This window comes from Flavobacterium sp. ENC, from assembly GCF_020991415.1.
Taxonomy (GTDB): Bacteria; Bacteroidota; Bacteroidia; order Flavobacteriales; family Flavobacteriaceae; genus Flavobacterium.
This window is the reverse complement of the sequence record NZ_JAJMOY010000001.1, coordinates 679,072-703,058: the sequence shown is the minus strand read 5'-3', so window position 1 is coordinate 703,058 and position 23,987 is coordinate 679,072. Positions and strand designations below refer to the sequence as shown.

The window sequence follows — 23,987 nt, the reverse complement described above, 5'->3', positions numbered from 1 at the left end:
TCATGAAACACGAATATAAAGAGACGCTTTTGTATGTAGAAAATCTTAGTGTTGCCTATGATGGTAACATTATCATAAAAGATATTAGCCTTATAGAAAAAGACGTAGTTCGGGATGGAGTAGATTGTACAGGACAAGTAATTGCTTTTGTGGGAAGATCAGGCAGGGGAAAATCAACTTTTTTTAAAGCACTGACAGCATTAATTCCGTTGCATTCGGGTAAAATATTAATCAGGGATTTTGAAAATAAAGAACCCAATGCTGCCAAATCGGTAAACGAAGGTGATATTGGTTTTGTAGATCAGAAATATACTTTGTTCAGACACAAAACGGTAACACAGGCATTAAAATTTTCGTTAAGAAAAACTACACTTTCTAATAGTGAAAAGGACGCTAAAATAAATGAATACTTAAAAGAATGGGGATTAGAAAATTGTGCAGACAAATATCCTAATGAACTTTCCGGTGGACAAAGACAAAGAACAGCAATTATAGAACAATTGTTTTCATCGGATCAGTTTATTGTTTTAGATGAGCCTTTTTCAGGATTAGATGTCGGAAATATTGCAGAAGTAAAAAAATCTTTTGAATTACTGAGTAACACTTCAGACTATAATACTGTTATTTTTTCTACACATGATATAGAATTAGCGATTGAGCTGGCTCAAACCATTTATGTTATTGGGCATCCAACCGTTAACGGAAAAAAAGAAAATTACGGAACAATTGTGGCAAAATATGATCTAAGAGACATGGGATTGTCCTGGAAAGATTATTGTGATGATCATCAAAAATTATCAAAAGAGATTATTCATCAAATGATGATTTCTTAAATTAGTATATGTCAAAAAAAAACAATCCAATATCAATTCTGGAAGATTCATTTTTATCTCTAAAAAGATATCTAGAAACAAATATAAATTCTAATGAGGCCGTTTTTATGGCTTCATTTATTAGTGATCTACAAAAGGAAACGGCAAGTATTCTTCAAATTTGCAGCGCTTTAAATCAAGATATGAATTTTATTCATAAATTGAATGAAGGCGTAAATCCTGTTTTTTCTAAAGGTTTATTGTTTAAAGCAGAACATTTTTTTCTTTCGGATATTATTGATCTTTATGACAAACAACCGGAGGAAAAAAGTGCAAAAGCACAGTTTGTTCTGGCCTATTATTACGATGCTTTACGAAACAAACATTTTGCGAATGAAAATTCCATAAACGAACTGAATCAACTGGTTTCTACAGCCGGTTTTAAAAACCTTCTTTTAAAAATAAAAGAAGAAAATAGAATAAAGTCCTCAAATGCACAGCAAAACCAGTGTTTACTACCGGAAGTATTGTCTGAAAAAAAACATATTAAACTAGAAGAAATCTTATTGAAATATCAAAATTTCATTCATTTTGCATTTGATAAAAAGTTTGAAAACACACTAGTTTTCAGCAATTATTTAGGTTTAAATTTAAAAAAATCAAATACCGATAAAAAAAAATCAAACACTATTGCTGAAGAAGATACGCTGGAAATAGTACTTAAGGAACTAAACGAATTAGTTGGTTTAGCCGAAGTAAAAAGAGATGTTTCGGAACTTATTAATTTGCTTGAAGTACAAAAAAAGCGTTCTCAGCAGGGACTAAAAAATGTCGAAATAACTTTGCATACAGTTTTTCTGGGTCCGCCAGGAACAGGAAAAACATCTGTAGCCAGACTTTTAAGCAGAATTTTTAAACATTTAGGTTTTTTATCTAAAGGCCAGATGTATGAGACAGATAGAGAAGGTTTGGTAGCAGGGTACGTAGGCCAGACTGCTGCAAAAGTTGATAGTGCAGTACAGTCAAGTCTTGGCGGAGTTTTATTTGTTGATGAAGCTTATGCGTTAACTCAAAATGCATTTGGTAATGATTATGGTGCTGAAGCAGTAAATACGTTACTAAAAAGGATGGAAGATCATCGGGAAGATTTGGCTGTAGTGGTTGCCGGATACACTGAACCAATGAAAAATTTTATAGAATCAAATCCGGGATTACGTTCTCGTTTTAATAGATATTTTTATTTTGATCATTTTAATTCAACTGAATTATTTCAAATTTTTGAATCATTTTGTGTTAAATCAGATTTTATTGTTTCTGAAGAAGCGAAAGAAAAACTTATAGATATTTTTAATTTACTATTGGAAAAGAAAGATGAAAGTTTTGGTAATGCAAGAACTGTCCGAAACATATTTGAAAAATGCATTCAAAATCAGGCAAATCGAATTGTTAAATTAAAAAAAATCAGTAACAAGACTTTTAAAACACTTATAGAAGAGGATATTCCGGAATTAAAAGAGATAGAAATAAAATATTAGTTTAATAAGTTTAAGAAACAAAAAAAGGGTCAACGATTGTTGACCCTTTTTTACTTATAATAGTTTTTTAGATTTTTTAAGATTTTTAAAATGGTAATTCCCGATTCAATCACAAACCGAGAATCAATACCATTTTAAAATTTATTGGCAGAATGTAGAACTCTGCAACGCTTTGTCTTTTATGGGAACAAACTAGCTTTATCAATCCCAATGCTCTGTTTTTTTAAGGGTTACATTTCAGCAGAATCAATCCCTCGTGCTTTGTCTTTTATGGGAACAAACTAGCTTTATTAGTCCCAATGCTCTGTTTTTTTAGGGTTACATTTCAGCAGAATCAATCCCTTATGCTTTGTCTTTTATGGGAACAAACAAGCTTTATCAGTCCCAGTGCTTCCTTTTTTATAAGGGTTGTATTTAGCTTTCTCAATCCCTGTTTAGCAAATTTAAGAAAGAAAGAGTCAAAATTACTTACATAATTTTTGGCCATTATTTATATATTTCACATATTGGCTATTTAATTTATAATAAGCAATGAAAAATAATTAAGTATTTTTGATGACTTAATTATTAAAATCATGAACTTACAAATACAAGAATTAAGGACTATTCCGGAAATGCTTCTTCAGATTGAAACCATGAGATTTCTTTATCCAAATCTCTCTGTTGAAAAATACGAAGCCTACCTTTCCGAGATGGTGCCACATAATTATATTCAGATTGGGGTTTTTGAAGGGGAAACCTGTGTAGGAATAACAGGTTGCTGGTCAGCTACTAAATTATGGACCGGTAAATATCTGGAAATTGATAATTTTGTTGTAAACCCGAATCAGAGGTCAAAAGGAATAGGAAAATTACTGACCGATTATATCGAACAAAAAGCAATAGGTTTAGAATGCAGCAGTATCGTATTGGACGCCTTTACAGGAAATTTTGCAGCACATCGATTTTATTATAATCAGGGATATGGTCCAAAAGGATTTCATTTTGTTAAAATCTTAGATGAAAAAAAATTAACAATGTAAAAATTATATTGAAGTTTTTTTATTGAATCAACAAAAGCAATAATTAACCAAAGAAATGGTTATTTTTGTTTCACGAACTTTATTACAAACATATTTTGGGATTATATAAGAATCTATTTAAACAAACTGCTATTTACGGACTAGCAACGGTTTTGCCGCGAATGCTAAGTTTTTTGTTAGTCAGATTGTACACCGGTATTTTACCAACAGCCGAGTACGGAGAAGTTTCTATCGTTTTGTCCTGGATGGTATTCTTTAATGTGGTCCTCTCGTACGGAATGGAAACTGCTTTTTTTAGGTTTTACAGCGCTGAAGAAGATAAGAAAAATGTCATCGCAACTTCTACCATATCTATTTTCTGGTCCTCAATAGGATTTTTGTTTGCAGCTTTAATTTTCAGGAATACACTGGCCAACTGGGCCGAAGTTGACACCCAATATATTACATATTCGGTTTGGATTTTGGTTTTGGATGCATTGGTTTTAGTGCCATTTTCTAAACTTAGGGCCAATCAGAGGCCAATGGTTTATGCAGCTATTAAAATTGGAAATGTGGTAATTAATATGGTACTGAATTTCTTCTTTTTAATATACTTACCAAAACTTGCAGCGTCTCATCCTAATTCGGTTTGGGATAATTTATATGTAGAGAACTTTCAGATCGCTTATATTTTCATTGCTAATTTGCTGGCGAGTTTAGCCACTTTCGTGGTTTTATCGCCAAATTATCTTTCGCTTGGACGAAAATTTGATCCTGTACTTTGGAAAAAAATGATGAAATACGGTTTGCCGATTCTTGTCGCAGGACTTGCCTTTGCGGTTAACGAACATTTTGATAAAATTTTACTGGGCTATTTGTTGCCGGAAAACTTAGCTAAATCTGAAGTTGGAGCCTATTCAGCCTGTTATAAATTAGGTTTATTTATGGTTTTGTTTGCAACGGCTTTCAGACTGGGTATTGAACCTTTCTTTTTCAGTCATTCCAAAAATGCAAACGCTCCTCAGACGTATGCCGTCATCACGAAATATTTTGTCATTTTTGGCTCCCTGATTTTATTGGGAGTTATCGTATTTGCAGACTTTTTAAAGTTTCTTTTACTGGATAATAAATCCTATTGGGAAGCCATGAAAGTGGTACCATTAATCATACTGGCCAATTTCTTTTTGGGAATTTACAATAACTTATCTGTTTGGTATAAACTTACAGACCAGACTAAAATAGGAGCTTACATTTCTATTATTGGAGCAATCGTAACCCTGGTTTTGAATTACTTCCTGATTCCAAAATACAGTTATTACGGATCTGCAATTGCGACTATTTCTGCCTACGGTTCCATGATGCTGATATCCTATGTTTTAGGAAACAAGTATTATCCGATACCGTATGATATGAAAAAGATAGGCGCTTATTTAGGCATTTCAATTTTATTTTCCGCCATTTCTTTTTACGGATTCAGGGAAAAATATTATGTTGGAATCCCGTTACTTTTAGTCTTTATTTACTTTGTGTACCACAATGAAAAAGACACCATCAAAGGAATTATGAATAGAAAATAAGATCGGTTTAAAACCAATTTTGTTTTTAAGATTTTAAATAAAAATGAAAATACAAATAATCAATACATCACAGCACGCGCTTCCGAACTACGAAACCATTGCTTCGGCAGGAATGGATTTACGTGCCAATCTGAATGAATCAATAACCTTAAAACCATTAGAAAGAACTATTGTAAAAACGGGACTTTTTATTGAATTACCAATCGGATACGAAGCACAGGTGAGACCAAGAAGTGGTCTTGCGGCCAAAAAAGGGGTTACCGTTTTAAATTCGCCAGGAACTGTAGATGCTGATTACAGAGGCGAGATAGGTGTAATTTTAGTAAATTTGTCAAATGAAGTTTTTGTAATTGAAAACGGAGAAAGAATTGCACAATTGATTATTGCCAGACACGAAAGAGCGGAGTGGATTGAAGTCGAAGAACTTTCAGTAACTTCCAGAGGCGAAGGCGGTTTTGGAAGCACGGGCGTAAAATAGCCTGCAGTCTCAGCTTTCAGTCTCCAACTTTACAACAGACCAAACCAATTGAAGATTTTTTAATCTTCCCATAAAAAATAAAAGACAAATGAAAATAATCGTTCCAATGGCGGGTCGCGGATCGCGGCTTAGACCACATACTTTAACAGTTCCCAAACCATTAATTCCTGTTGCGGGAAAATCAATTGTACATCGTTTGGTGGAAGATATTGCTGAAATTTTAAAAGAACCTATTGAGGAAGTTGCATTCATACTTGGAGATCCTGCTTTTTTTGGAGAGGACCTTGTTGCCAGTTTGGAAGAACTTGCCGGAAGCCTGGGTGCAAAAGCATCTATCTACCGTCAGGATTTGCCTTTAGGAACCGGACATGCTATTATGTGTGCCAAAGAATCCCTTTCCGGACCGGCTGTAATTGCTTATGCTGACACTTTAATCAGAGCAGATTTTGAATTAGATCCGCAAGCAGATGCTGTAATTTGGGTAAAACAAGTAGAACAGCCCGAAGCTTTTGGAGTTGTAAAACTGAACACAAATAATGAAATTATAGAGTTGGTTGAAAAACCAAAAGAGTTTGTAAGCGATTTAGCAGTTATTGGTATTTATTATTTTAAAGAAGTGGGTGATTTGAAAAAAGAACTTCAGAATGTTTTGGATAATAACATCCAGAATGGAGGAGAGTATCAGATCAATGACGGAATTAAAGCAATGATGGCCAACGGGAAAGTTTTTAAAACCGGAAGTGTTGACGAATGGATGGACTGCGGAAACAAAGATGTAACCGTTGAAACGAATACAAGAATGCTGGGCTTTTTACATAATGATGGCGAGCATTTAGTGGATTACAATGTAGTATTAGAAAACTCAACAATTATTCCTCCTTGTTATATCGGGGAAAATGTAGTGTTGAAAAATGCAACGGTAGGGCCAAATGTTTCTTTAGGAAAGGGATGCCACGTTAGTGACAGTACTGTTAAAAATAGCTTAGTGCAGACCTATTCCCAAATTAAAAATGCTAACTTAGACAATGCTATGATAGGAAATCACGTTAGTTATGATGGTAAGTTTACCAGTATCAGCATTGGTGATTATTCTGTTTTGGAGTAGTTCAGGGATTTTTTAATTAGAAATGGGATTATAAAAAAGGATGAAAAAAGGGTTTTTGGTAATTTTATTTTTTGCTTTATTTGGCAATACAGCTTCAGTTATGGCTCAGACCGAACCGGAAGATATTGCTATGGCTACCGATCAGTATCAGGATTCTTTTTACGAATCATTAAAGCAAAAAGGAATTGAAAATTACGATAAAGCCATTGTTTCATTAGAGAAATGTATTAAACTAAAACCGAATGATGCTGTTGCTTATTTTGAATTAGGCAAAAATTATCTGGCTTTAAAGCAATATAGAAACGCACAGGATTCCTTTGAAAAAGCCACTCAGCTGGATCCCAAAAACAAATGGTTCTGGCTGGGAATTTATGATGTAAGTTTTGAAACCAAAAATTACCCTTTAGCTATTGAAACCATTCAGAAAATTATTGTTTTTGATGAAGAATATAAAGATGATTTGATTTCGTTGTATATGATCACCAATCAATTCGATAAAGCACTGGTTGCGATTAACGAAATGAACGATAAGTTTGGGAAGTCATCGGATCGTGAAATTTATAAAAACCAGATTTTATCTCAGGGGAAATATCAGAATGCCGAAATTGGCAATCTGATCAGTGAGATTAAGAAAAATCCGAAAGAAGAATCAAATTATATAAACCTGATTTTTCTCTATTCAAAAGGAGAAGAAACTGATAAGGCCTTAGATGTGGCAAAGCAATTAGCCAAAGAAATTCCAACTTCTGAGTGGGCGCAGGTAAGTCTGTTCAAAGGATATCTGGATGCCAATCAGGCCGATAAAGCAATTAAGGCGATGAATGTAATTTTGTCAAGTTCCAAAATTGATTCCAAAATAAAACATCGTACCTTAAATGAGTTTTTGATTTATGTGAATAAAAATCCGCAGTACGCTCCGGATCTTGAAAAAGCAATTTCTTATTTTGACAACGATAAAGAAATCGACGTTGCTAAAGAAATCGGAAAATTTTATCACAGTAAAAACCAATTTGAAAACGCGATTAAATATTACGAAAAAGAGCTGAAATCGAATTCAGACACAGATCGGGAAACCAATTTACTTTTGCTTGAAGCTTACACGCAGGCAAAACAATTTGAGCCTTTGACAAAAAGAGCGATGTATATGATTGAAGTTTATCCGAGTCAGCCACAGTTTTATTACTATGCCGGTTTAGGGAACAACCAGTTGAAACAATTTAAGAATGCAAAAACCGTTTTAGAAATGGGACTTGATTATGTCGTTGATGATCTAAAGCTGGAAGCAAATTTTAATATTCAGTTAGGAGAGGCTTACAATGGTCTGGGAGATACCAAGAAAAAAGAGGAATACTTTTTGAAGGCAAATGAAGTATTAAAGAAAAAAAAATAAAAGACTAAGTAGATGAAAAAATATATAGCCATACTAGTGGTATCCGTTTTTGCGGTTTCCTGTAAATCTAAAGCGGTTGCCGTACAAAACAATACTGCCGAAGTTGTCGAGGTAAAAACAGACAAAAAAGCAATTGAAAAACATTATGACAATAAATTAGATTTCAAGACATTATACATAAAATCGAGTGCCAGATATGTTGATGAGAAACAAAGCCAAAATGTTTCTGCCGAAATTAAAATCGAAAAAGACAAGCAGATTTTAATCAGTGTTCGTTTTCTTGGAATCACAATGGCAAAAGCTTTGATCACTCCTTCATCTGTAAGTTATTATGAAAAAATAAACAGTACGTATTACGAAGGTGATTTTACTAGTCTTAGTAAATGGCTGGGAACAGAATTAGATTACAGCAAAGTGCAAAATTTATTGATTGGAGAAGCTTTGGACGACCTGAGAAAAGGAAAATATACACAGACTATTGTAGAAAATCTTTTCCGCCTGGAGGATGAGAAAGAAACAAATATTAAAAAAACGTTCTTTTTGGAACCGGAAAAATATTTGCTGCAAAAAGAACAAATTTCACAGCCTTCCGAAAACAGGACATTAGAGATCAGATATTCTGATACTAAAACTTTTGATCAGGGAACCATTCCAACAGCAATCGAAATTAATGCGGTTCAGCCAAAAGGAAAAACAGACATAAATTTAAATTACAACAATATTACATTCAACGAAGAACTTTCTTTTCCTTATAGCGTACCAAGTGACTATAAAAAGGTTATAATTAAGTAAATTTGCAAAAAGAAAACAGAAACATGCCAAAATTTCTCCTAAGCCTAATTTTTATATGCGCCACTACATTAATGTGGGCACAAGATTCGCAACAAGAAAAACTTGAACAGCGAAAAGCTCAGATTCAGCAGGAAATTAGAGACAACGAAAAAATGCTGCAATCCGTAAAGAAAAAAGAAAAATCAGCGGTAAATGTATTTTTAATTCAGGCAAATAAAATTAAGCTGAAAGAAAAACTAATCAATACCACAGCAAAGCAGGAAAGATTGCTGAGCAATGACATGTATATTAATCAGGTTAAGGTTAACAAGTTAAAAAAAGAGCTAACAGTCCTTAAAGAAGATTATGCTAAAATGATACTTAAATCTTATAAAAGCCGTTCCGAGCAAAGCAGGGCGATGTTTATTTTATCTTCGGAAAGCTTTTTGCAGGCCTATAAAAGAGCACAGTATTTAAAACAATATACGAATTTCAGAAAAAACCAGGGATTGGAAATTCAGTCTAAAAGTGCTCAGTTAGTCGATTTCAATGCAAAACTGAATGGTCAGCGACAGGATAAGAAAAAAATTATTGCTGAAAATCAGAAAGAACGACTGGCTTTGGAAGCGGAGAAAAAAGAGCAGCAAAAACTGGTGAATTCCATTAAAAAAGATAAAAATAAAATTATTGCAGATACAAGAAGCAAACAACAGGAAGCCAAAAGAATTGACCGACAAATTGATCGTTTGATTCGTGAAGCTATTGCTGAGGCGAATAGAAAAGCAGCTCTTGAAAAAGCAAAAGACAATCCGGGATCGGCACCATCCAACGCACCTGTTTCCTCTTCTAAAATTGCATTAACGCCGGAAGGAAAAATTTTAGCGGCAGACTTTAAAGCAAACCGTGGGAAATTACCATGGCCGGTAGAAAAAGGATTTATTTCACTGGGTTATGGAGATCAGCCTCACCCACTGTATCCGTCATTAACGGTTCATAATTCAGGAGTAGAGATCACGACCGAGCAAGGTGCAAATGCTCGGGCCGTTTTTGAAGGAGAAGTGTCCAGTATTATGGTTTTATCTCCAATAAACAGAGCTGTTATGATACAACACGGAGATTATTTTACAGTATACCAAAATTTAAGTCAGGTATTTGTAAATAAGGGAGATAAAGTAAATATCAAACAAAGTATCGGAAAAGTCAGAACTAGTGGAGACACAGGGAAAACAATTATTAAGTTTTTGATTCTTCAGAATACATCCAATAATAATCCGGAAGGATGGTTGCAAAACAGATAAAAAAAGGGAGCTAATGAAGCTCCTTTTTTTTGTCAAATTTTTTAATCATATTGCTCTAAAAAATACCGCATGACATCAGTTGTGGTCACAATACCTTTTAGTATTCCTTTATCCACCACAGGTAAGGCGTGAAACTCTTCTTTTGCAAAAATTTCAACTAATTCCCTGATACTGGTTTCAGGCGAAACTGTTTTAGGTTTGTGAGTCATTATTTGTGCGATGGAAAGCATTTCAAGAATTGCGTCATCGACCCCTTGCTGCCCCTCAAACAAGGCGCCAAAGGTTAATCTGTTTATGTCAGAACGACTTATAATGCCAACAACTTCGTTGCCATTTACAACAGGAATGTGTCGAATAGAGTTTGATTTTAGTTTTTCGACTACTTCTTTGAGCTCATCATTTTGATTTACAGTAACGACACTTGTAGTCATTATATGACTGATTGGTTCTCTTTTTTTCATAATTAAAAGTTGTTTTGTTGGTGTCAAATGTGTAGAATATTTCTTATATAAAATATGATTTTTGTCACCTGAAAACGGTAGGCTTTTCGCTGGTAATAAAGAAACTGCTTTGGTATTTTATCGAAAAACGAAATCAAAATCGAAATTGTAATAAAGAAGAATGCAAAAATCATTTTATTGTTTATTTGAAATTGTATTGATTGAAATTTAAAATAGTATTTTTGCAGTATGGAAACAAATAGACAGAAAAAAATAGGCGGTGTCATCCAAAAAGATTTGGTTGATATCTTGCAAGGTGAAGTGCGAAAAAACGGAATTAATAATTTAGTAATTTCTGTATCCAAAGTTAGTGTGACTTCAGATTTATCAGTGGCAACAGTATATTTAAGCATCTTTCCTCAGGAGAAAGCCAAAGAAACTTTAGAAGGAATTAAATCGAATACTACTTTAATCAAACACGATTTATCGCAACGTGTGCGTTTGCAATTGCGTCGTGTACCAAACCTGGTATTCTTTATTGATGACTCGTTAGATTATATCGAGAAAATTGATAATGCTTTATCGAACAGAGAAAACCCAATCGAAAATCGTGATCTTTTAGACAAAAGAAGAAAGTCATAAATTGAATTTTCCGCTTTACATAGCCAAACGTTACATTTTTAGCAGAAGTAAAAATAATGCTATAAATATTATCAATCGTATTGCCAGCATGGGAATTATCGTTGGTACAATGGCTTTGTTTGTGGTATTGTCCGTTTTTAGCGGACTAAAAGTGTTTAGCCTTTCATTCACAAATGAAATTGATCCGGATTTAAAAATGACCAGTACCTATGGAAAATCATTTTTACTGACACCTGATCAGGAAAGCCAGATTAAGAAAATTGACGGTGTCGCTTCCTATACTAAAATTATCGAGGAACGTGTTTTGTTTATTTTTAAAGACAAGCAACAAGTAACGTACATCAAAGGGGTTGACAGTAATTATGTAGTCGTAAACGATATCAAAAGGAAATTGTTCAACGGACAATGGCTGAAACCCGATAGTTATCAGGTAGTTGTTGGTTATGGAATTGCCAGGGATTTTTCTATGGGATTGCTTGATTTTGAAAACCCATTGCAGATTCTTGCTCCTAAACCCGGAAAAGGAGCCTTTGAAAATCCCGAAGAAGCATTTAATAAAACAGATGTTTTGCCAGTCGGAATTTATTCGATTAGCGAAGAACTGGATTCAAAATATGTATTTACCGATTTAGGGCTGGCACAGGAATTATTGCTGTACAAACCCAACCAGATTTCAGGAATTGAATTTAATCTGAAAGAGAATGGAGACGAAGCTGCCATCAAATCCAAATTAGAAAAGATTTTTCAAAATAAGATTACTTTAAAAAACAGGGCACAGCTCAACGAGTCTTTGTATAAAATGCTCAACACCGAAAATATTGCCGTTTATCTGATTTTCACCCTGGTTATTATCGTTGCGCTTTTTAATCTGATCGGCGCTTTGATCATGATGATTCTGGACAAGAAAGGAAATCTGAAAACCCTTTTTAATTTGGGAACAGAAATCAATCATCTGAGAAAGATCTTTTTGCTTCAGGGAACTCTGCTCAGTGTTTTCGGGGGTATTATTGGCCTTGTTCTGGGAATCATTTTAGTATTGCTGCAGCAGCAATACGAGTTGATTATGATTACGCCGACTTTGGCATATCCTGTAGTTTTTACATTAGAAAATGTTCTGATTGTAATGGGAACTATTGTTTCTCTTGGCTTTGTGGCTTCTTTAATTGCCAGCAGCCGTGTGAGTAAAAAGCTGTTAGATTAGTAAAGGCCCGTATAAAATAATTACCTATATTTATCCTCTCAAAAATTCATGTCTATGATTGTTTCTGCCTAATCCTATTTTTATTTTTTCAAATAATTAGGATACTTACGTTTTTTTTCTTCAGTTCAGATGTATTATATCTGAGCTAATTTTATCATTTATCCTATTATATCATGACAGAAACAACAATACAAAAGAGTTTATTTTCTAAAATTTTTACCACTTTAAAACTAGCGATCAAAGGAGACGAATCTTTTGATTATACGACCGGAAGCATTAAGAAAGCAGTCATTCTCCTGGCCATTCCCATGGTTTTGGAAATGATGATGGAATCGGTGTTTGCACTGGTTGATTTATATTTTGTCGGGCATTTGGAGCATAGCAGTTTTGCGATACAAACAGTCGGTTTAACAGAATCTGTCATTACAATCGTGTATTCTGTTGCCATTGGTATCAGTATGGCCGCAACAGCCGTTGTAGCAAGACGAATTGGGGAGAAAGACCCGATTGCTGCCGCGAAAGCGGGTATGCAGGCCATCATTATAGCTTTTGCAATCAATAGTGTAATGAGTGTACTTGGGTTTATTTATGCCAAAGATATTCTGTTGCTGATGGGCGCATCTGCGGATGCTGCAGAACATGGTTACCGATTTACACAGATTATGATTGGCGGAAGTTTATGTATCATGCTTTTATTTCTGATTAACGGAATTTTTCGCGGAGCCGGAAATGCGGCCATTGCCATGAAAAGTCTGTGGCTGGCCAATATTTGCAATATTATTTTATGTCCGGTATTAATTAACGGTTTTGGCCCTGTCCCGGCTTTCGGATTAACGGGCGCTGCCATTGCCACTACTTTAGGACGAAGTATTGGAGTTCTGTATCAATTGTATCATTTGTTTTTTGGCAAAGGTGCTTTAAAGATTATTGCATCATATTTCATCCCCGATTTTAAACAAATAAAAGCCTTGATAAAAATTGCCGCTCCGGGAGTTTTACAATTTGTAATTGCCTCCTGCAGCTGGATTTTCCTGGCGCAATTGGTGGCAACAACGGGAGGCGATCATGGATCTGCGGGATATCAGACAGCACTGCGAATCATGATGTTTTTTATCCTTCCGGCCTGGGGTTTAAGCAATGCAGCGGCAACTTTGGTGGGACAAAATTTAGGTGCGAAAAGAATTGATCGTGCCGAAAAATCGGTTTATACCACTGCCAGATACAATGTAATTTTTATGGCTACCATCATGGTCATCACCTTATGTTTCGGAAAATATATCATTTCCTTTTTTACCAATGATGAAATGGTGAAAACCATTGCTGTTGAAGCCTTACAGATTATGAGTATTGGTTTTATTTTTTACGGAATCGGAATGGTACTCATTAATACCTTCAACGGGGCAGGAGATACCTGGACGCCAACCGGAATTAATTTCTTCGGCTTTTGGTTGTTTCAGATTCCGTTGGCTTTTATATTGGCCAAACATTTTCAGATGGGACCAACGGGTGTTTTTATTGCGATACCGGTTGCTGAAACGGCCATAACTTTGGCGGGTATTTTCTTTTACAAAAGAGGAAAGTGGAAACGGACTCAGGTGTAAACTATTTTTTGTACAATATTTCTGTAGTATTTTCGTTGAAATTAACGAACCAAAACATAAATAAATATGAAAACCAATATCAAAATTCTGGGAATTCTTAGTACTGTATTATTATTGGGGCTTTTTGCCTTTAGACCATTAGAAGAAAAAAAAGTGATTGTAATCGACGCAGGTCATGGTGGCCATGATTTCGGAGCAACAATGTATGGATTTCAGGAAAAGACTATTTCGGAAACTATCTCAAAGAAAATTAAAGCGCTCAATAAAGACAGCAATATTGAAATTGTGCTGCTTCGAGAAGGAGATCATTTTATGGAATTAAGCGAGAGGGTTTCAATTATCAATAACCTAAAGCCCGATCTGTTAATCTCCTTACATGTTAACTCTTCAAAAAACGAGGAAAGTAATGGAGCTGAAGCCTATATCTCTTCCCAAAAAGAATTTTACGAAAAGTCGAAAGAAAATGCGGAGAAGATCATTAATGGAATTTCAGGAGAAAATCTTTTGAAAAGAAAAGTAACGGAAGCTCCTTTTTATATGCTTAAAAATTCTAATTGTCCCGCCATAACTTTGGAAATGGGCTTTTTGTCCAACAACAAGGACAGGGTGTACCTGACCAGTGAAAGCGGCCAAAACGAAATTGCTGCCAATATTTTGGAATCCCTAAAGTAAATCCTATATTATTTAACCGCAAAGAACGCCAGTTTTTTTATTTATAGGAATCTATATAAACGCAAAGTTCGCAAGGCTATAGCAATTATAGCTTTGCGAACTTTGCATTTTTATACTGCCAGGATAGAAATCTTAGCGTTCCTTGCGGTTAAAATTATTTTTTACACAAACTCGTATCCGGCGTAAACCTCTTTTATTTCATCCATGATAGCGAATAAAATTTCAGGCTCATCAGTCGTTACCAGTTTTTGTTTGTATTCTTTAAACGAATGAATTCCTTTGAAATAATTGGTATAATGACGGCGCATTTCCACAATTCCCAAGCGTTCGCCTTTCCAGTCCATAGACCATTGCAAATGATTTCTGGCGGCTTCTACACGATCACCAACCGTTGGGGCAGCTAAATGCTCACCGGTTTTAAAATAGTGTTTAATTTCGTTAAAAATCCACGGATAACCAATGGCGGCACGACCAATCATGATTCCGTCGATACCGTATTCATTTTTATATTTTAATGCTTTTTCAGGGCTGTCGATATCGCCATTTCCAAAAATAGGCATTGTAATTCTTGGGTTGTTTTTTACTCTTGCAATGTGCGACCAGTCGGCGTGACCTTTATACATTTGAGCGCGGGTTCTGGCGTGAATCGTTAAAGCCTGAACACCAATATCCTGTAACCTTTCGGCAACTTCATCAATATTAATAGAGTTGTCATCCCAGCCCAGACGTGTTTTTACCGTAACCGGTAAATCGGTGCTTCTGATAACCGCTTTTGTTAAACGCACCATCAAATCCACATCTTTTAAAACTCCTGCACCGGCACCTTTACAAACGACTTTTTTTACCGGACATCCGAAATTGATATCCACTAAATCAGGTTTTACGGTTGTAACGATTTTAGACGAAAGTGCCATCGCTTCTTCATCACCGCCAAAAATCTGGATTCCAACCGGACGTTCGTAATCAAAAATATCCAGCTTCATTCGACTTTTGATCGCATCACGAATCAATCCTTCCGACGAAATAAATTCAGAATACATTAAGTCAGCGCCATGCGTTTTGCATAATCTGCGAAACGGCGGATCGCTCACATCTTCCATCGGAGCGAGTAGTAAAGGAAATTCGGGTAATTCTATGTTGCCAATCTTGACCATCTTCAATATTTTGTGCAAAATTACAACATTTAGTTTAATTTGTATCAAATTGAGGTTCAAAGGTTCAGAGCGACAAAGGTTCAAAGGTTTTATGCCAGGCTTTTAAGAACCTTTATTCCTCTGAACTCTGTAACTTTGTCCCTTTCCGCTAAACTCTGTAATCAAAAAAGCGAATTGGTTTTCGGCTCATTGGGTTAAAAACCATAGGATTTAAAGTTTCTTTTGCAGCAAATTCTATCTTTGGCGTCACTCTTAATTTGGCCCTGAAATGATCTTTAATTTCCTGTAAAAATTCAGGAGTTTGATTTTTTACGGCAATTTTGATTAGAATTTCATCGGTTCCTAAGTCGTTGGTGGAAATCTCAATGATATGATTTTCGATATTGTCAAAACCGCTTAAAACGTCATTCATGGCAGGCGGATAAAGTGTTGTTCCTTTGTATTTAATCATTTGCTTTTTACGCCCGACAACCGGACCAACACGCAGTGTATTTCTTCCGCAGGCACAAGGGCTGTTGTGCAACTGTACAATATCGCCGGTTTTAAAACGCAGTAAAGGCATAGCTTCAATGCCTAAAGTGGTAAAAGTCAATTCGCCAATTTCACCTTCTTTTACAGGAATATTATTTTCGTCCAGCACTTCCACAATGATTAGTTCCGGATGGTGATGACCGCCAATGCCATGTTCGCATTCGGTAAAAGCCGTACTCATTTCGGTAGAAGCATAAGTCGAAAACAACTTTATATTCCACTTTTCGGTGATTTTACTGGATAAAATATTCATCGAAAAATCCTGATTTCTGAGCGATTCCCCAATGCAGATGGCGCCTTTTATACTTGAATTATTATAGTCAATTCCGTGCGCTTCTGCATATTCAATTAGCTTCAGTAAAAAAGAAGGAACCGTAATTAAATAGGAAGGCTTATATTTTAAAATCGAATCCCACTGCAATTCCGGAATTCCGGCTCCCACGCGAATCACGCCGACTTTCAGTTTTCGTAAGCCTAAAAAATACGCCAGGCCGGCCATAAATTTTCGGTCGATTGTCGTCATTAATTGCACCACGTCACCCTCTTCAATTCCGGCACAGGCAAACGAAATGGCTTCATTATAGGCCAGTCGGTCCAGGTCAGAATCGGTCAGACCAAAAGTAACAGGATCTCCCAGAGTTCCTGAAGTAGAAGCATAATCAATAATTTTATGCTGCGGAACGCATAAAAAATCATCGTTGTACTGCTGTAAATCTTCTTTTGTTGTGACAGGCAAATGCTGTAAATCTTCCAAAGTTTTTATTTTTGAAATATCAATATGCTGCCCTGCGAAAAGTCTTTTGTAAAAAGGGGAATTCTGACTGATATAGGTCAAAAGTTCTGCTAATTTCTGCTCCTGAAAATTTTTAATCTGTTCTAAAGAATCCTTTTCTATTGATGGAATCATTTTCATTTTCTTCTGATTTTTTTTAAATATTTTTCAATTGCTTCTTTATCAGGAACAGTTGTAATTTCTTTGGTTAGCGCTTTTTCAAAATTTTCCTGAGCCAGCCGGAAGTATTTCTTTTGGTAAAAATACAATCCTGCTTTATAATATACAACCCAATAATCCGGGTTTAAAGATTGGTAATTCCGGATAAAATCAAAAGGGATTTCTTTTTTATTTCTCAGGTACGAATCTATTTTGTGATCTTCAATTCTGAATTTCTGATAGTTTTTAAAAGCTGCGGTTTCCAAAAAAGGATCTTTGGCAATGTTTCGCTTTTCTTCTTCAAATGAAAGAACAGTTCCGTTTTTTCTGTTGTTAAAAACGGAGTCCAGATTATAACAGACAAATTCCCCCATCTGATACGGATTTGCAGAAACCCAGACCATTTTTTCTTTGGGTTTAAATATAATCCCGTGATGTGCCATCAGTTGATTTAAGGCTTTTTCATTGCCGTAACCCAAAGCCATATTGTGCAGGCCCTCTTTATTTCTTAGAATTTGGGATGCAATTTCGGGATTAAGTTTTGGGTTTTCTGCAATAAGTTCCTGCATTCTGTCAAAGCGATATTTCGAATGGCTATTGGCAATTTGCATTTGGTTTCTTTCGTCATTTTTAAAAGCATCACTCTGAAAATGGTTCGAACAAATTAACTGACTGGTGTTTGGAACATCATACACGTCCATTTTTTCCGGTGAGACTTCGATCAAAACAGCTTTGTTGTCCTGAGCACTCCCTACCATTATAGATTCTGAAACAAAGACCTTTCTTTTTTTGGCAATAGCAATCGCTTCATCGATATTTGCGGCATACTGCAAAATTTCTCTTGTCAGGATAGAAATCGGGGTTTTGGCAGTTATTGGAATTTTGGATTTCCCGGCATTTATGGTCACGGTCAGGCCTTCTTTATTCATTCCCGAAACAGCGCCGATCATGCCCGGCCAGGTTACCATCATAAAAGGATGACCCTCCTTCGGATTTATAAAAGCGACTATTTTATTCTCGGCGAAAGCATCATTTATATAAAAATCAAAATTGCGGCCCAGAATTAAATTCCCATCTTCAGATTTTTCGCCCCAGGCAGCAAAAGAGGAGCAGCCCACCAAAGCCAGATCCTGTAAAGCATGACCAATATCGTGTGCGGCATGCAAATATAAGTTCCGTTGGTATTGCGGGGCTAAATTGTCGAAATCATGAGACGCATATTGCGAAACGCCATAAATTTCCGTTTGATATTCATCCGGTACATTCTGATATAATTTTCTGTTATACCATTTAAGAAAATTGCGAAGCAGTCTTTGCCTGAATTTCGAAGGAACAAAATCTTCAATCCGGGAGAAAAAAATCTGTTCCTGCTTTTTTAAAAGCGAATCGGAAAGGGCTCCGGTTACAAGACCAATTTCAAGGGGATTTCCTTCAACGTATAACTCCCAGAGACCTTGTTTGTTTTTTAAAAGTGAATTTTTACCGGAAAGAAAAATACTGTCGGATACTTTTGTAACAATTGGTTTTGCGGCTTCGTAATGCGCAATATCGGGCAAATGCTTTTGTGATTTGGAGGTACCACAGGAAACCAATACTCCTAATAAACCAATGAAGAAAAGTAGATGGATCCGGGTGTTCATAGCGCTAATTATTCAGATGCCTGGTTGATTTTGTTTACAAGATATTCTTTTCCGACAATTTCCGAACAGGTTACGACAGCTCCGATTGTTACGCCCAGAACGCCATGCATATTGATACTCTGCCCCGTAAGGTACAGGTTATCTAATTTGGTTTTGGAGGCAATCAGGGTTTTCATCGGATTGTTGGAATCCTTTACATAACCATACATATTACCTCTGTCACCACCAATATAATCTCGGTAAGAAAGCGGTGTTGAAGTATGTACGGACCGGATACAATCTCTTATTCCCGGAAATTTTATTTCAATTTCATCTAAAAATCTGGCTGCCTTTCGGGACTTAAATTCCTCGTAACTTTCCCCTCTCTCATTTTTTTCAGCCGCGGTATTGTATGTGTCGCTCCATGTCAGAACATCGTCAAACTTCATGTAGGTAATAAAAGTCATTCCTTCTGCCCATTCTTCTTCTTTTTTAGAAGCATTCATCGACGCCATGTACGCTTTTGGCCAGGTCTCTTCATTGTATTCATGGGAAGTCCAGACTTCGGTACTCTTCTTAAAATGATAATAATTATGATTGATGTATCTGAAACATTTAGGTTTAAAAACAATATAAAGACTAAATGCAGAAATCACACCTTCCAGGCTCTGAATCCGGCTGTAGAAAGATTTCCTGAAGTTTTCTTCGCCAACCATCTTTAAGGTAGTTTTCGGTTCGATATTCGAAATAAAATAAGTGCCTGAAACCTGCGTTCCGTCTTTCATTTTTACAGCCGTTACTTTGTTGTTTTCGACAGGAAAATGAGTTACTTCTTTATGTTTGTAAAATTCGCCTCCGTGTTTTTTGAGCTGCTTCAGGAGTTGTTTGGTAATCTGACTTCCGCCATTGATACAACGCCAGGAACTCTGAATATAAGAGTTTACAGAAAGGGCGTGAACATAAAAAGGCGATTTGTCTGCTATTCCGGCATACAAAAAATTGGAGCCGCCAAGAACCGCTCGTAGCTTTTCGTTTTGCGTAAATTCGTCAATAGTTGCTTTAGCGTTTAATTCTAAAATGGCATTGTCATATTTGCCTTCCCACTCTAAATTATAAAGTGGAAATGAATCGCAGATCGTTCTTATTTTCTGGCAGTAAGCTTCAAGATTTGTTTTTTCCTGAGGAAAATAATTTTCTAATTGTTTTACAAAATTATCATAGCCCTGCGCATGGGGATATTCGGTTGTATCATCTTCAAAAGTGATCATATCGAAACCATTTTCATCTAATCTTTTTAAATTCAAATGATCAATTATTCCGAGATATTTGAAATATTTGTAGAGGTTTTGCCCTTCATTCAATCCTCCGATGTAATGAATTCCGGTATCAAAAATTGTCTTGTCGCGTACAAAAGTCTGCAGGTTTCCGCCATATTGATTGTTTTTTTCAAGCACACAAACGCTATAGCCTTCTTTAGCCAGAATTATAGACGACACCAATCCGCCTAAACCGCTACCAACTATCACTACATCGTAATGTTCTTTCATTCTAGTTTTTCTTTAATATAATTAGCCCATCTTCATCCAAAACAGCATGAAAACCAAAGTTAGTAAAAGTGTCTTTTAAACGGGGACTATCCATTAAAATTACCGTTGAAGTAAGGCAAATAATTTTGTCAGCCTCATTTTTATAATTTTCATCAGAAATTAAAACAGCATCATATTGATTTTCGAATGCGGTTTCTATATTTTCCAGATAAGAGATTTTTCTTTTTGTGACGATATAATTGGTTTTGGCCACGGCTGATTTTTCTTCGTCATAATGAAAAGAATCTATTTTTCGCTGTGGTTCCTGCAAAGCCAGTAAAACATCCAGTTGTCCGTAATCATCCGACAAATGCAATATTCTGGCTTTCGCCGAAAGATGCCTGTTAAGCTGATGATACGTTTCTAAATGATTTTTCAGATTGCTTTTCACACTCTTTATGATTTCAATTTCTTTGTAATCATAACTGTGAAGAAGCATTTTTTTCCAGTATTCAGGACCTTCTAATTGCTGACGGAGGAGGCTAAACTGATCCCTGAAAAAAGCACCTATTTGTTTCGTTCTTTCGGCATAATTTTTCCCGAAAGAAAGGTTTTCGGGTGTAATTCTTTCCAAAATTGAAAGTGTGAGATAACTGTGATGAATGACAAAATCGCCTTTCGGAATGGCCTCTGAAGCACCATGGATCAGCACGGGAAGAATGTCCAGATTAAATTCTTCGGCAAGATAAAACGCACCTTTATGAAAACGCTTGATCTGGTTGCTTTCCGAACGTGTTCCTTCCGGAAAAATCATTAAGGAATAGCCTTCGTTTACTTTTTGGCGCAAATGTTCCACACCGCCTTCCAGACCTTCTGAAACCGGATAGAAACCTGCTTTTCTAACGGTGCCGCCAAAAATAGGAGAGTTGTATACCCAGTCATTGACCAAAAAGATAATCTTCGGGCTTAGCATTCCCATCGCCAGAATGTCGATAAAGGACGAATGGTTGGCAATAATAATGGCGGGTTTGTCGAAATTTTCGTTATACTTGTTAATGATCTTCTTGTGTAAAAGCGGACTAGAATACAGGACCGATTTCATGAATTTTGAAATGGCATACCGGAATGCTTTCATTTTTGGTTTTTCCCTAATTGGAAGAATTGGCATGAGCGTCATACTGAAAACAGACATTACAATACCGCCAAGTCCGTAGTAAGCAAATGACACTATTCCATGAAGTAAGCTTCGCAATTCAAAAGGGGCATTTCCTTTTTTTGACCGGTTGGAGATAAATACTTTGAACAGGATCGGATAGAAAATAAAGGTAATAATGAGCGCTGCAAAAACCCCGATTAGTGAAACCGAAGAGATAGACTTAAGCGCAGGATGCTGTGCAAAAATCATGGCACCAATTCCTAAAATAGTGGTAATTACGGCCAGAATAATGGACGTTCTGTAAATTGCAATTTCGTTTTTTCCGTTCGTGTATTCTTTCTGAAGGGCACTTGTCATAAAAATGCTGAAATCGACACCGTGGCCGAAAATAAGCGTGCAGACAATCATACTGAAAATATTCATCTGAATACCAAAAATGCCCATAATTCCTGCCGTTACAATTCCCGTTAAAGCAATCGGAATACAGCTTACAATCACCAGTTCGATTCTCCTGAAAAAGAAAAACAAAATCAGGATTACTGCGACAAAAGAATAATTGACAAGCGAATTAAAGTCCGTTTTTAAAGTGCTGAAAAAAGTTTCATTCATCTGCTGACGGTCAATGGCAATCAGATTTTTTTTCGTTTCGGCCGATTTTACAAATGCATCACGTTGTGCGGGTGCTACTTTTACTAAAGTTGAAATGGTAAAAAAACCATTTTTTTCGGTGACAAATTCATGCAATTGCAGAGTCTGAACTTTTAGATATTCAGCTGCTGAAATGGGTTTGAAATCTGCATCCAAATGATCAAAAAAGCTGGAATAAGTCGTTGGTTTAAAACCTAATTTCAGACCTTCAGAAATCAGTTGTGATTTTAGAAGCTGCTTTTTATTCGAATCCCAAAAGGAATTCCACTGGTCAATTTTCTGCTGTTGTTCTTTTTGCGAAAGCATGATTCCGCCAACGGAGCTGAAATTTAATATTTTCTGTTGTTGTTTTTCCTTGGATAAATCAGCAAAAAGGTGGCTGTTGTTTTGCAGCACTTCTTCCATCGTTTTTCCGTACGAAGCAACATAAATCGTTTTGGACATTAAGCTTGTACTCTCTTCAAGATCTTTTTCGGCAGCTTTTATTTCTTTCGGAACAAAATTCAACTGCGATAAATCATTGTTGAAGCCGACCTTATTATAGGTAAAACAGCAAACAATGGTAATTAGCACACAAAGCCCGATCAGGATTTTATTGTTATGAAAAGAAAAATGGGCCAGTTTATCGATCACGTTTTTCTTGTGGTCAAAATTATTTTCTTTCGGTTTGTATAAATGCGGGACAATTAAAAGAGAGAAAAAAGCAGAAGCCATGACAATTACGGCTGCAAAAATCCCTAAATCATTCAGCGCATCGGATTTTACAAAAAGCAGGCATAAAAAGGCAACCGCAGTAGTAGAACTGCTCATGATCACCGGCATGGTAATGTCTTTGTACAATGTTTTTACATCGCTGTTGTGTTTGTAATGGGTCAGGATATGAATGGAGTAATCAATCGTAATCCCCAACAAAATAGAACCGATTCCCAGGGAAATAGCTGAGATTTGTTCTTTTACAAAATATAAAAAGGCAACGGCAAACAAAGCGCCAAAAACGGTGGGTAGAAAAATGATTAACGGAATTAAAATTTTTCTGTAGAATAAAATCAAAATCAGCATCAGCGTAAACATCGCGATTGACGTTGTCAGGATAATATCGCTTTTAATCTGATTCGCGTTGGCAACCGCAATCAGAGCCGAACCAAAATAACTTATGGAGGTTTTGGTTTTGAATTTCTGATTCAGATTTTCCTGAATCGATTGAAGCTTAGCCGCAAAAAGACTGTTTTTTTCCGTTTCGCTTGACGGAAGATTCGATGTAATAAAAAGTAACAATTTCTTTTTGTCCCTGGTCATTACAAAACCATTATCGAGCGTAAAATCATCACCAACATTCAGCTGCTGTAATTTTTTTAAGGCAATAAAAGAAATTCCCAAAGGATCCTGGAGGATAAAATCTTTGGTTACAAATCCGGAAGGAGAAATAATCGATTTGTAATTTCCCTGAACCGTTGCCGCAATACTGTCTTTTTGCAGTTTATCCTTAATAGCGGCATAATCTTTATTTTCGAGAAACAACGGCAGGTTACCGTACACAAAATCAATTGTTTCCTGAATATTTTCTTCGTCTATTTTTCCCTGAATTCCGGTTATATAAGGTTTGCAGGATACAGCAACACTGTCTGAAAATGCAGTGGCCATTTCTTTTAAATCCTCTTCCGTTCCGTTTTTATCCAGTTTGAAAATAACGGTAATTTTATCCGCAAAATTAAGCTGTTTCAGCACTTTTGCCGTCACATCGGACTTGTCGTTTGTGGGGATAAGTTTGGTAATATCTTCTTCGAATTTTATCCGGGAAGCAAAAAAGCCAAACAGGAAAAGCATCGCAACTGCCAACAGAACCGACAGCGATTTTCTTCGATTTACAAATAAATGAATAGCGTAGAAATAATGATGCAT

19 protein-coding genes are annotated in these 23,987 nt (G+C 35.9%); 13 read left to right on the top strand and 6 right to left on the bottom strand.

Features of this window, described 5'->3' with window-relative positions; genetic code table 11:
• Positions 1 to 2: 2 nt before the first annotated feature.
• The 9 genes from LPB89_RS02900 to LPB89_RS02860 all read left to right on the top strand — a co-directional run bounded on the left by LPB89_RS02900 (position 3) and on the right by LPB89_RS02860 (position 9,967).
• Positions 3 to 833: an ATP-binding cassette domain-containing protein gene (locus tag LPB89_RS02900; protein ID WP_230700179.1), complete on the top strand. Its 831-nt coding sequence runs from the start codon at positions 3 to 5 to the stop codon at positions 831 to 833.
• Between the two features lie 182 nt (positions 834 to 1,015).
• The gene (locus LPB89_RS02895) at positions 1,016 to 2,347 is read left to right on the top strand and encodes an AAA family ATPase (RefSeq protein WP_230700178.1); all 1,332 of its coding nucleotides are present in this window, start codon (positions 1,016 to 1,018) and stop codon (positions 2,345 to 2,347) included.
• A gap of 575 nt (positions 2,348 to 2,922) precedes the next feature.
• Positions 2,923 to 3,369 (top strand): GNAT family N-acetyltransferase, encoded by a 447-nt coding sequence (locus LPB89_RS02890; protein ID WP_230700177.1) that lies wholly within the window; start codon positions 2,923 to 2,925, stop codon positions 3,367 to 3,369.
• Between the two features lie 95 nt (positions 3,370 to 3,464).
• Positions 3,465 to 4,925: a lipopolysaccharide biosynthesis protein gene (locus tag LPB89_RS02885; RefSeq protein WP_230700546.1), complete on the top strand. Its 1,461-nt coding sequence runs from the start codon at positions 3,465 to 3,467 to the stop codon at positions 4,923 to 4,925.
• A 43-nt stretch (positions 4,926 to 4,968) separates the two neighbouring features.
• Complete coding sequence (gene dut / locus LPB89_RS02880) at positions 4,969 to 5,403, top strand: dUTP diphosphatase (protein ID WP_230700176.1); 435 nt, start codon at positions 4,969 to 4,971, stop codon at positions 5,401 to 5,403.
• An 88-nt stretch (positions 5,404 to 5,491) separates the two neighbouring features.
• A complete protein-coding gene (locus LPB89_RS02875; RefSeq protein ID WP_230700175.1) occupies positions 5,492 to 6,508 on the top strand; it encodes a sugar phosphate nucleotidyltransferase in 1,017 nt (338 codons plus the stop codon).
• Positions 6,509 to 6,548: 40 nt separating this feature from the next.
• Positions 6,549 to 7,898 carry a lipopolysaccharide assembly protein LapB gene (locus LPB89_RS02870; RefSeq protein ID WP_230700174.1) on the top strand — a complete coding sequence of 450 codons (1,350 nt, stop codon included), beginning with the start codon at positions 6,549 to 6,551 and terminating at the stop codon, positions 7,896 to 7,898.
• Positions 7,899 to 7,910: 12 nt separating this feature from the next.
• Positions 7,911 to 8,690: a DUF4292 domain-containing protein gene (locus LPB89_RS02865; RefSeq protein ID WP_230700173.1), complete on the top strand. Its 780-nt coding sequence runs from the start codon at positions 7,911 to 7,913 to the stop codon at positions 8,688 to 8,690.
• A gap of 23 nt (positions 8,691 to 8,713) precedes the next feature.
• Positions 8,714 to 9,967: a murein hydrolase activator EnvC gene (locus tag LPB89_RS02860; protein ID WP_230700172.1), complete on the top strand. Its 1,254-nt coding sequence runs from the start codon at positions 8,714 to 8,716 to the stop codon at positions 9,965 to 9,967.
• 41 nt (positions 9,968 to 10,008) lie between these two features.
• On the opposite strand, the gene LPB89_RS02855 is transcribed toward LPB89_RS02860, so the two are convergent.
• Positions 10,009 to 10,428, bottom strand: a complete 420-nt coding sequence (locus LPB89_RS02855; RefSeq protein ID WP_230700171.1) for an HPP family protein — start codon at positions 10,426 to 10,428, stop codon at positions 10,009 to 10,011.
• Between the two features lie 228 nt (positions 10,429 to 10,656).
• On the opposite strand from LPB89_RS02855, the gene rbfA reads away from it, so the two are divergent.
• From rbfA to LPB89_RS02835, 4 genes are all read left to right on the top strand, one after another.
• Positions 10,657 to 11,049, top strand: a complete 393-nt coding sequence (gene rbfA, locus LPB89_RS02850; protein ID WP_127338119.1) for a 30S ribosome-binding factor RbfA — start codon at positions 10,657 to 10,659, stop codon at positions 11,047 to 11,049.
• Between the two features lies 1 nt (position 11,050).
• Entirely contained in the window at positions 11,051 to 12,250 is a 1,200-nt protein-coding gene (locus LPB89_RS02845) for an FtsX-like permease family protein (protein WP_230700170.1), read from the top strand.
• A gap of 173 nt (positions 12,251 to 12,423) precedes the next feature.
• Entirely contained in the window at positions 12,424 to 13,851 is a 1,428-nt protein-coding gene (locus LPB89_RS02840; protein ID WP_230700169.1) for an MATE family efflux transporter, read from the top strand.
• 66 nt (positions 13,852 to 13,917) lie between these two features.
• Positions 13,918 to 14,523: an N-acetylmuramoyl-L-alanine amidase gene (locus LPB89_RS02835; protein WP_230700168.1), complete on the top strand. Its 606-nt coding sequence runs from the start codon at positions 13,918 to 13,920 to the stop codon at positions 14,521 to 14,523.
• Between the two features lie 161 nt (positions 14,524 to 14,684).
• Here the strand turns inward: LPB89_RS02835 and dusB are convergent, their stop codons facing one another.
• The 5 genes from dusB to LPB89_RS02810 form a co-directional block, all read right to left on the bottom strand.
• Positions 14,685 to 15,677 carry a tRNA dihydrouridine synthase DusB gene (gene dusB, locus LPB89_RS02830; protein ID WP_127338123.1) on the bottom strand — a complete coding sequence of 331 codons (993 nt, stop codon included), beginning with the start codon at positions 15,675 to 15,677 and terminating at the stop codon, positions 14,685 to 14,687.
• A 148-nt stretch (positions 15,678 to 15,825) separates the two neighbouring features.
• Positions 15,826 to 17,115 carry a phenylacetate--CoA ligase family protein gene (locus tag LPB89_RS02825; protein WP_230700167.1) on the bottom strand — a complete coding sequence of 430 codons (1,290 nt, stop codon included), beginning with the start codon at positions 17,113 to 17,115 and terminating at the stop codon, positions 15,826 to 15,828.
• 2 nt (positions 17,116 to 17,117) lie between these two features.
• Complete coding sequence (locus LPB89_RS02820; protein WP_230700166.1) at positions 17,118 to 18,779, bottom strand: C45 family peptidase; 1,662 nt, start codon at positions 18,777 to 18,779, stop codon at positions 17,118 to 17,120.
• A gap of 8 nt (positions 18,780 to 18,787) precedes the next feature.
• Entirely contained in the window at positions 18,788 to 20,305 is a 1,518-nt protein-coding gene (locus LPB89_RS02815; protein WP_230700165.1) for an NAD(P)/FAD-dependent oxidoreductase, read from the bottom strand.
• 1 nt (position 20,306) lies between these two features.
• Complete coding sequence (locus LPB89_RS02810; RefSeq protein WP_230700164.1) at positions 20,307 to 23,987, bottom strand: 1-acyl-sn-glycerol-3-phosphate acyltransferase; 3,681 nt, start codon at positions 23,985 to 23,987, stop codon at positions 20,307 to 20,309.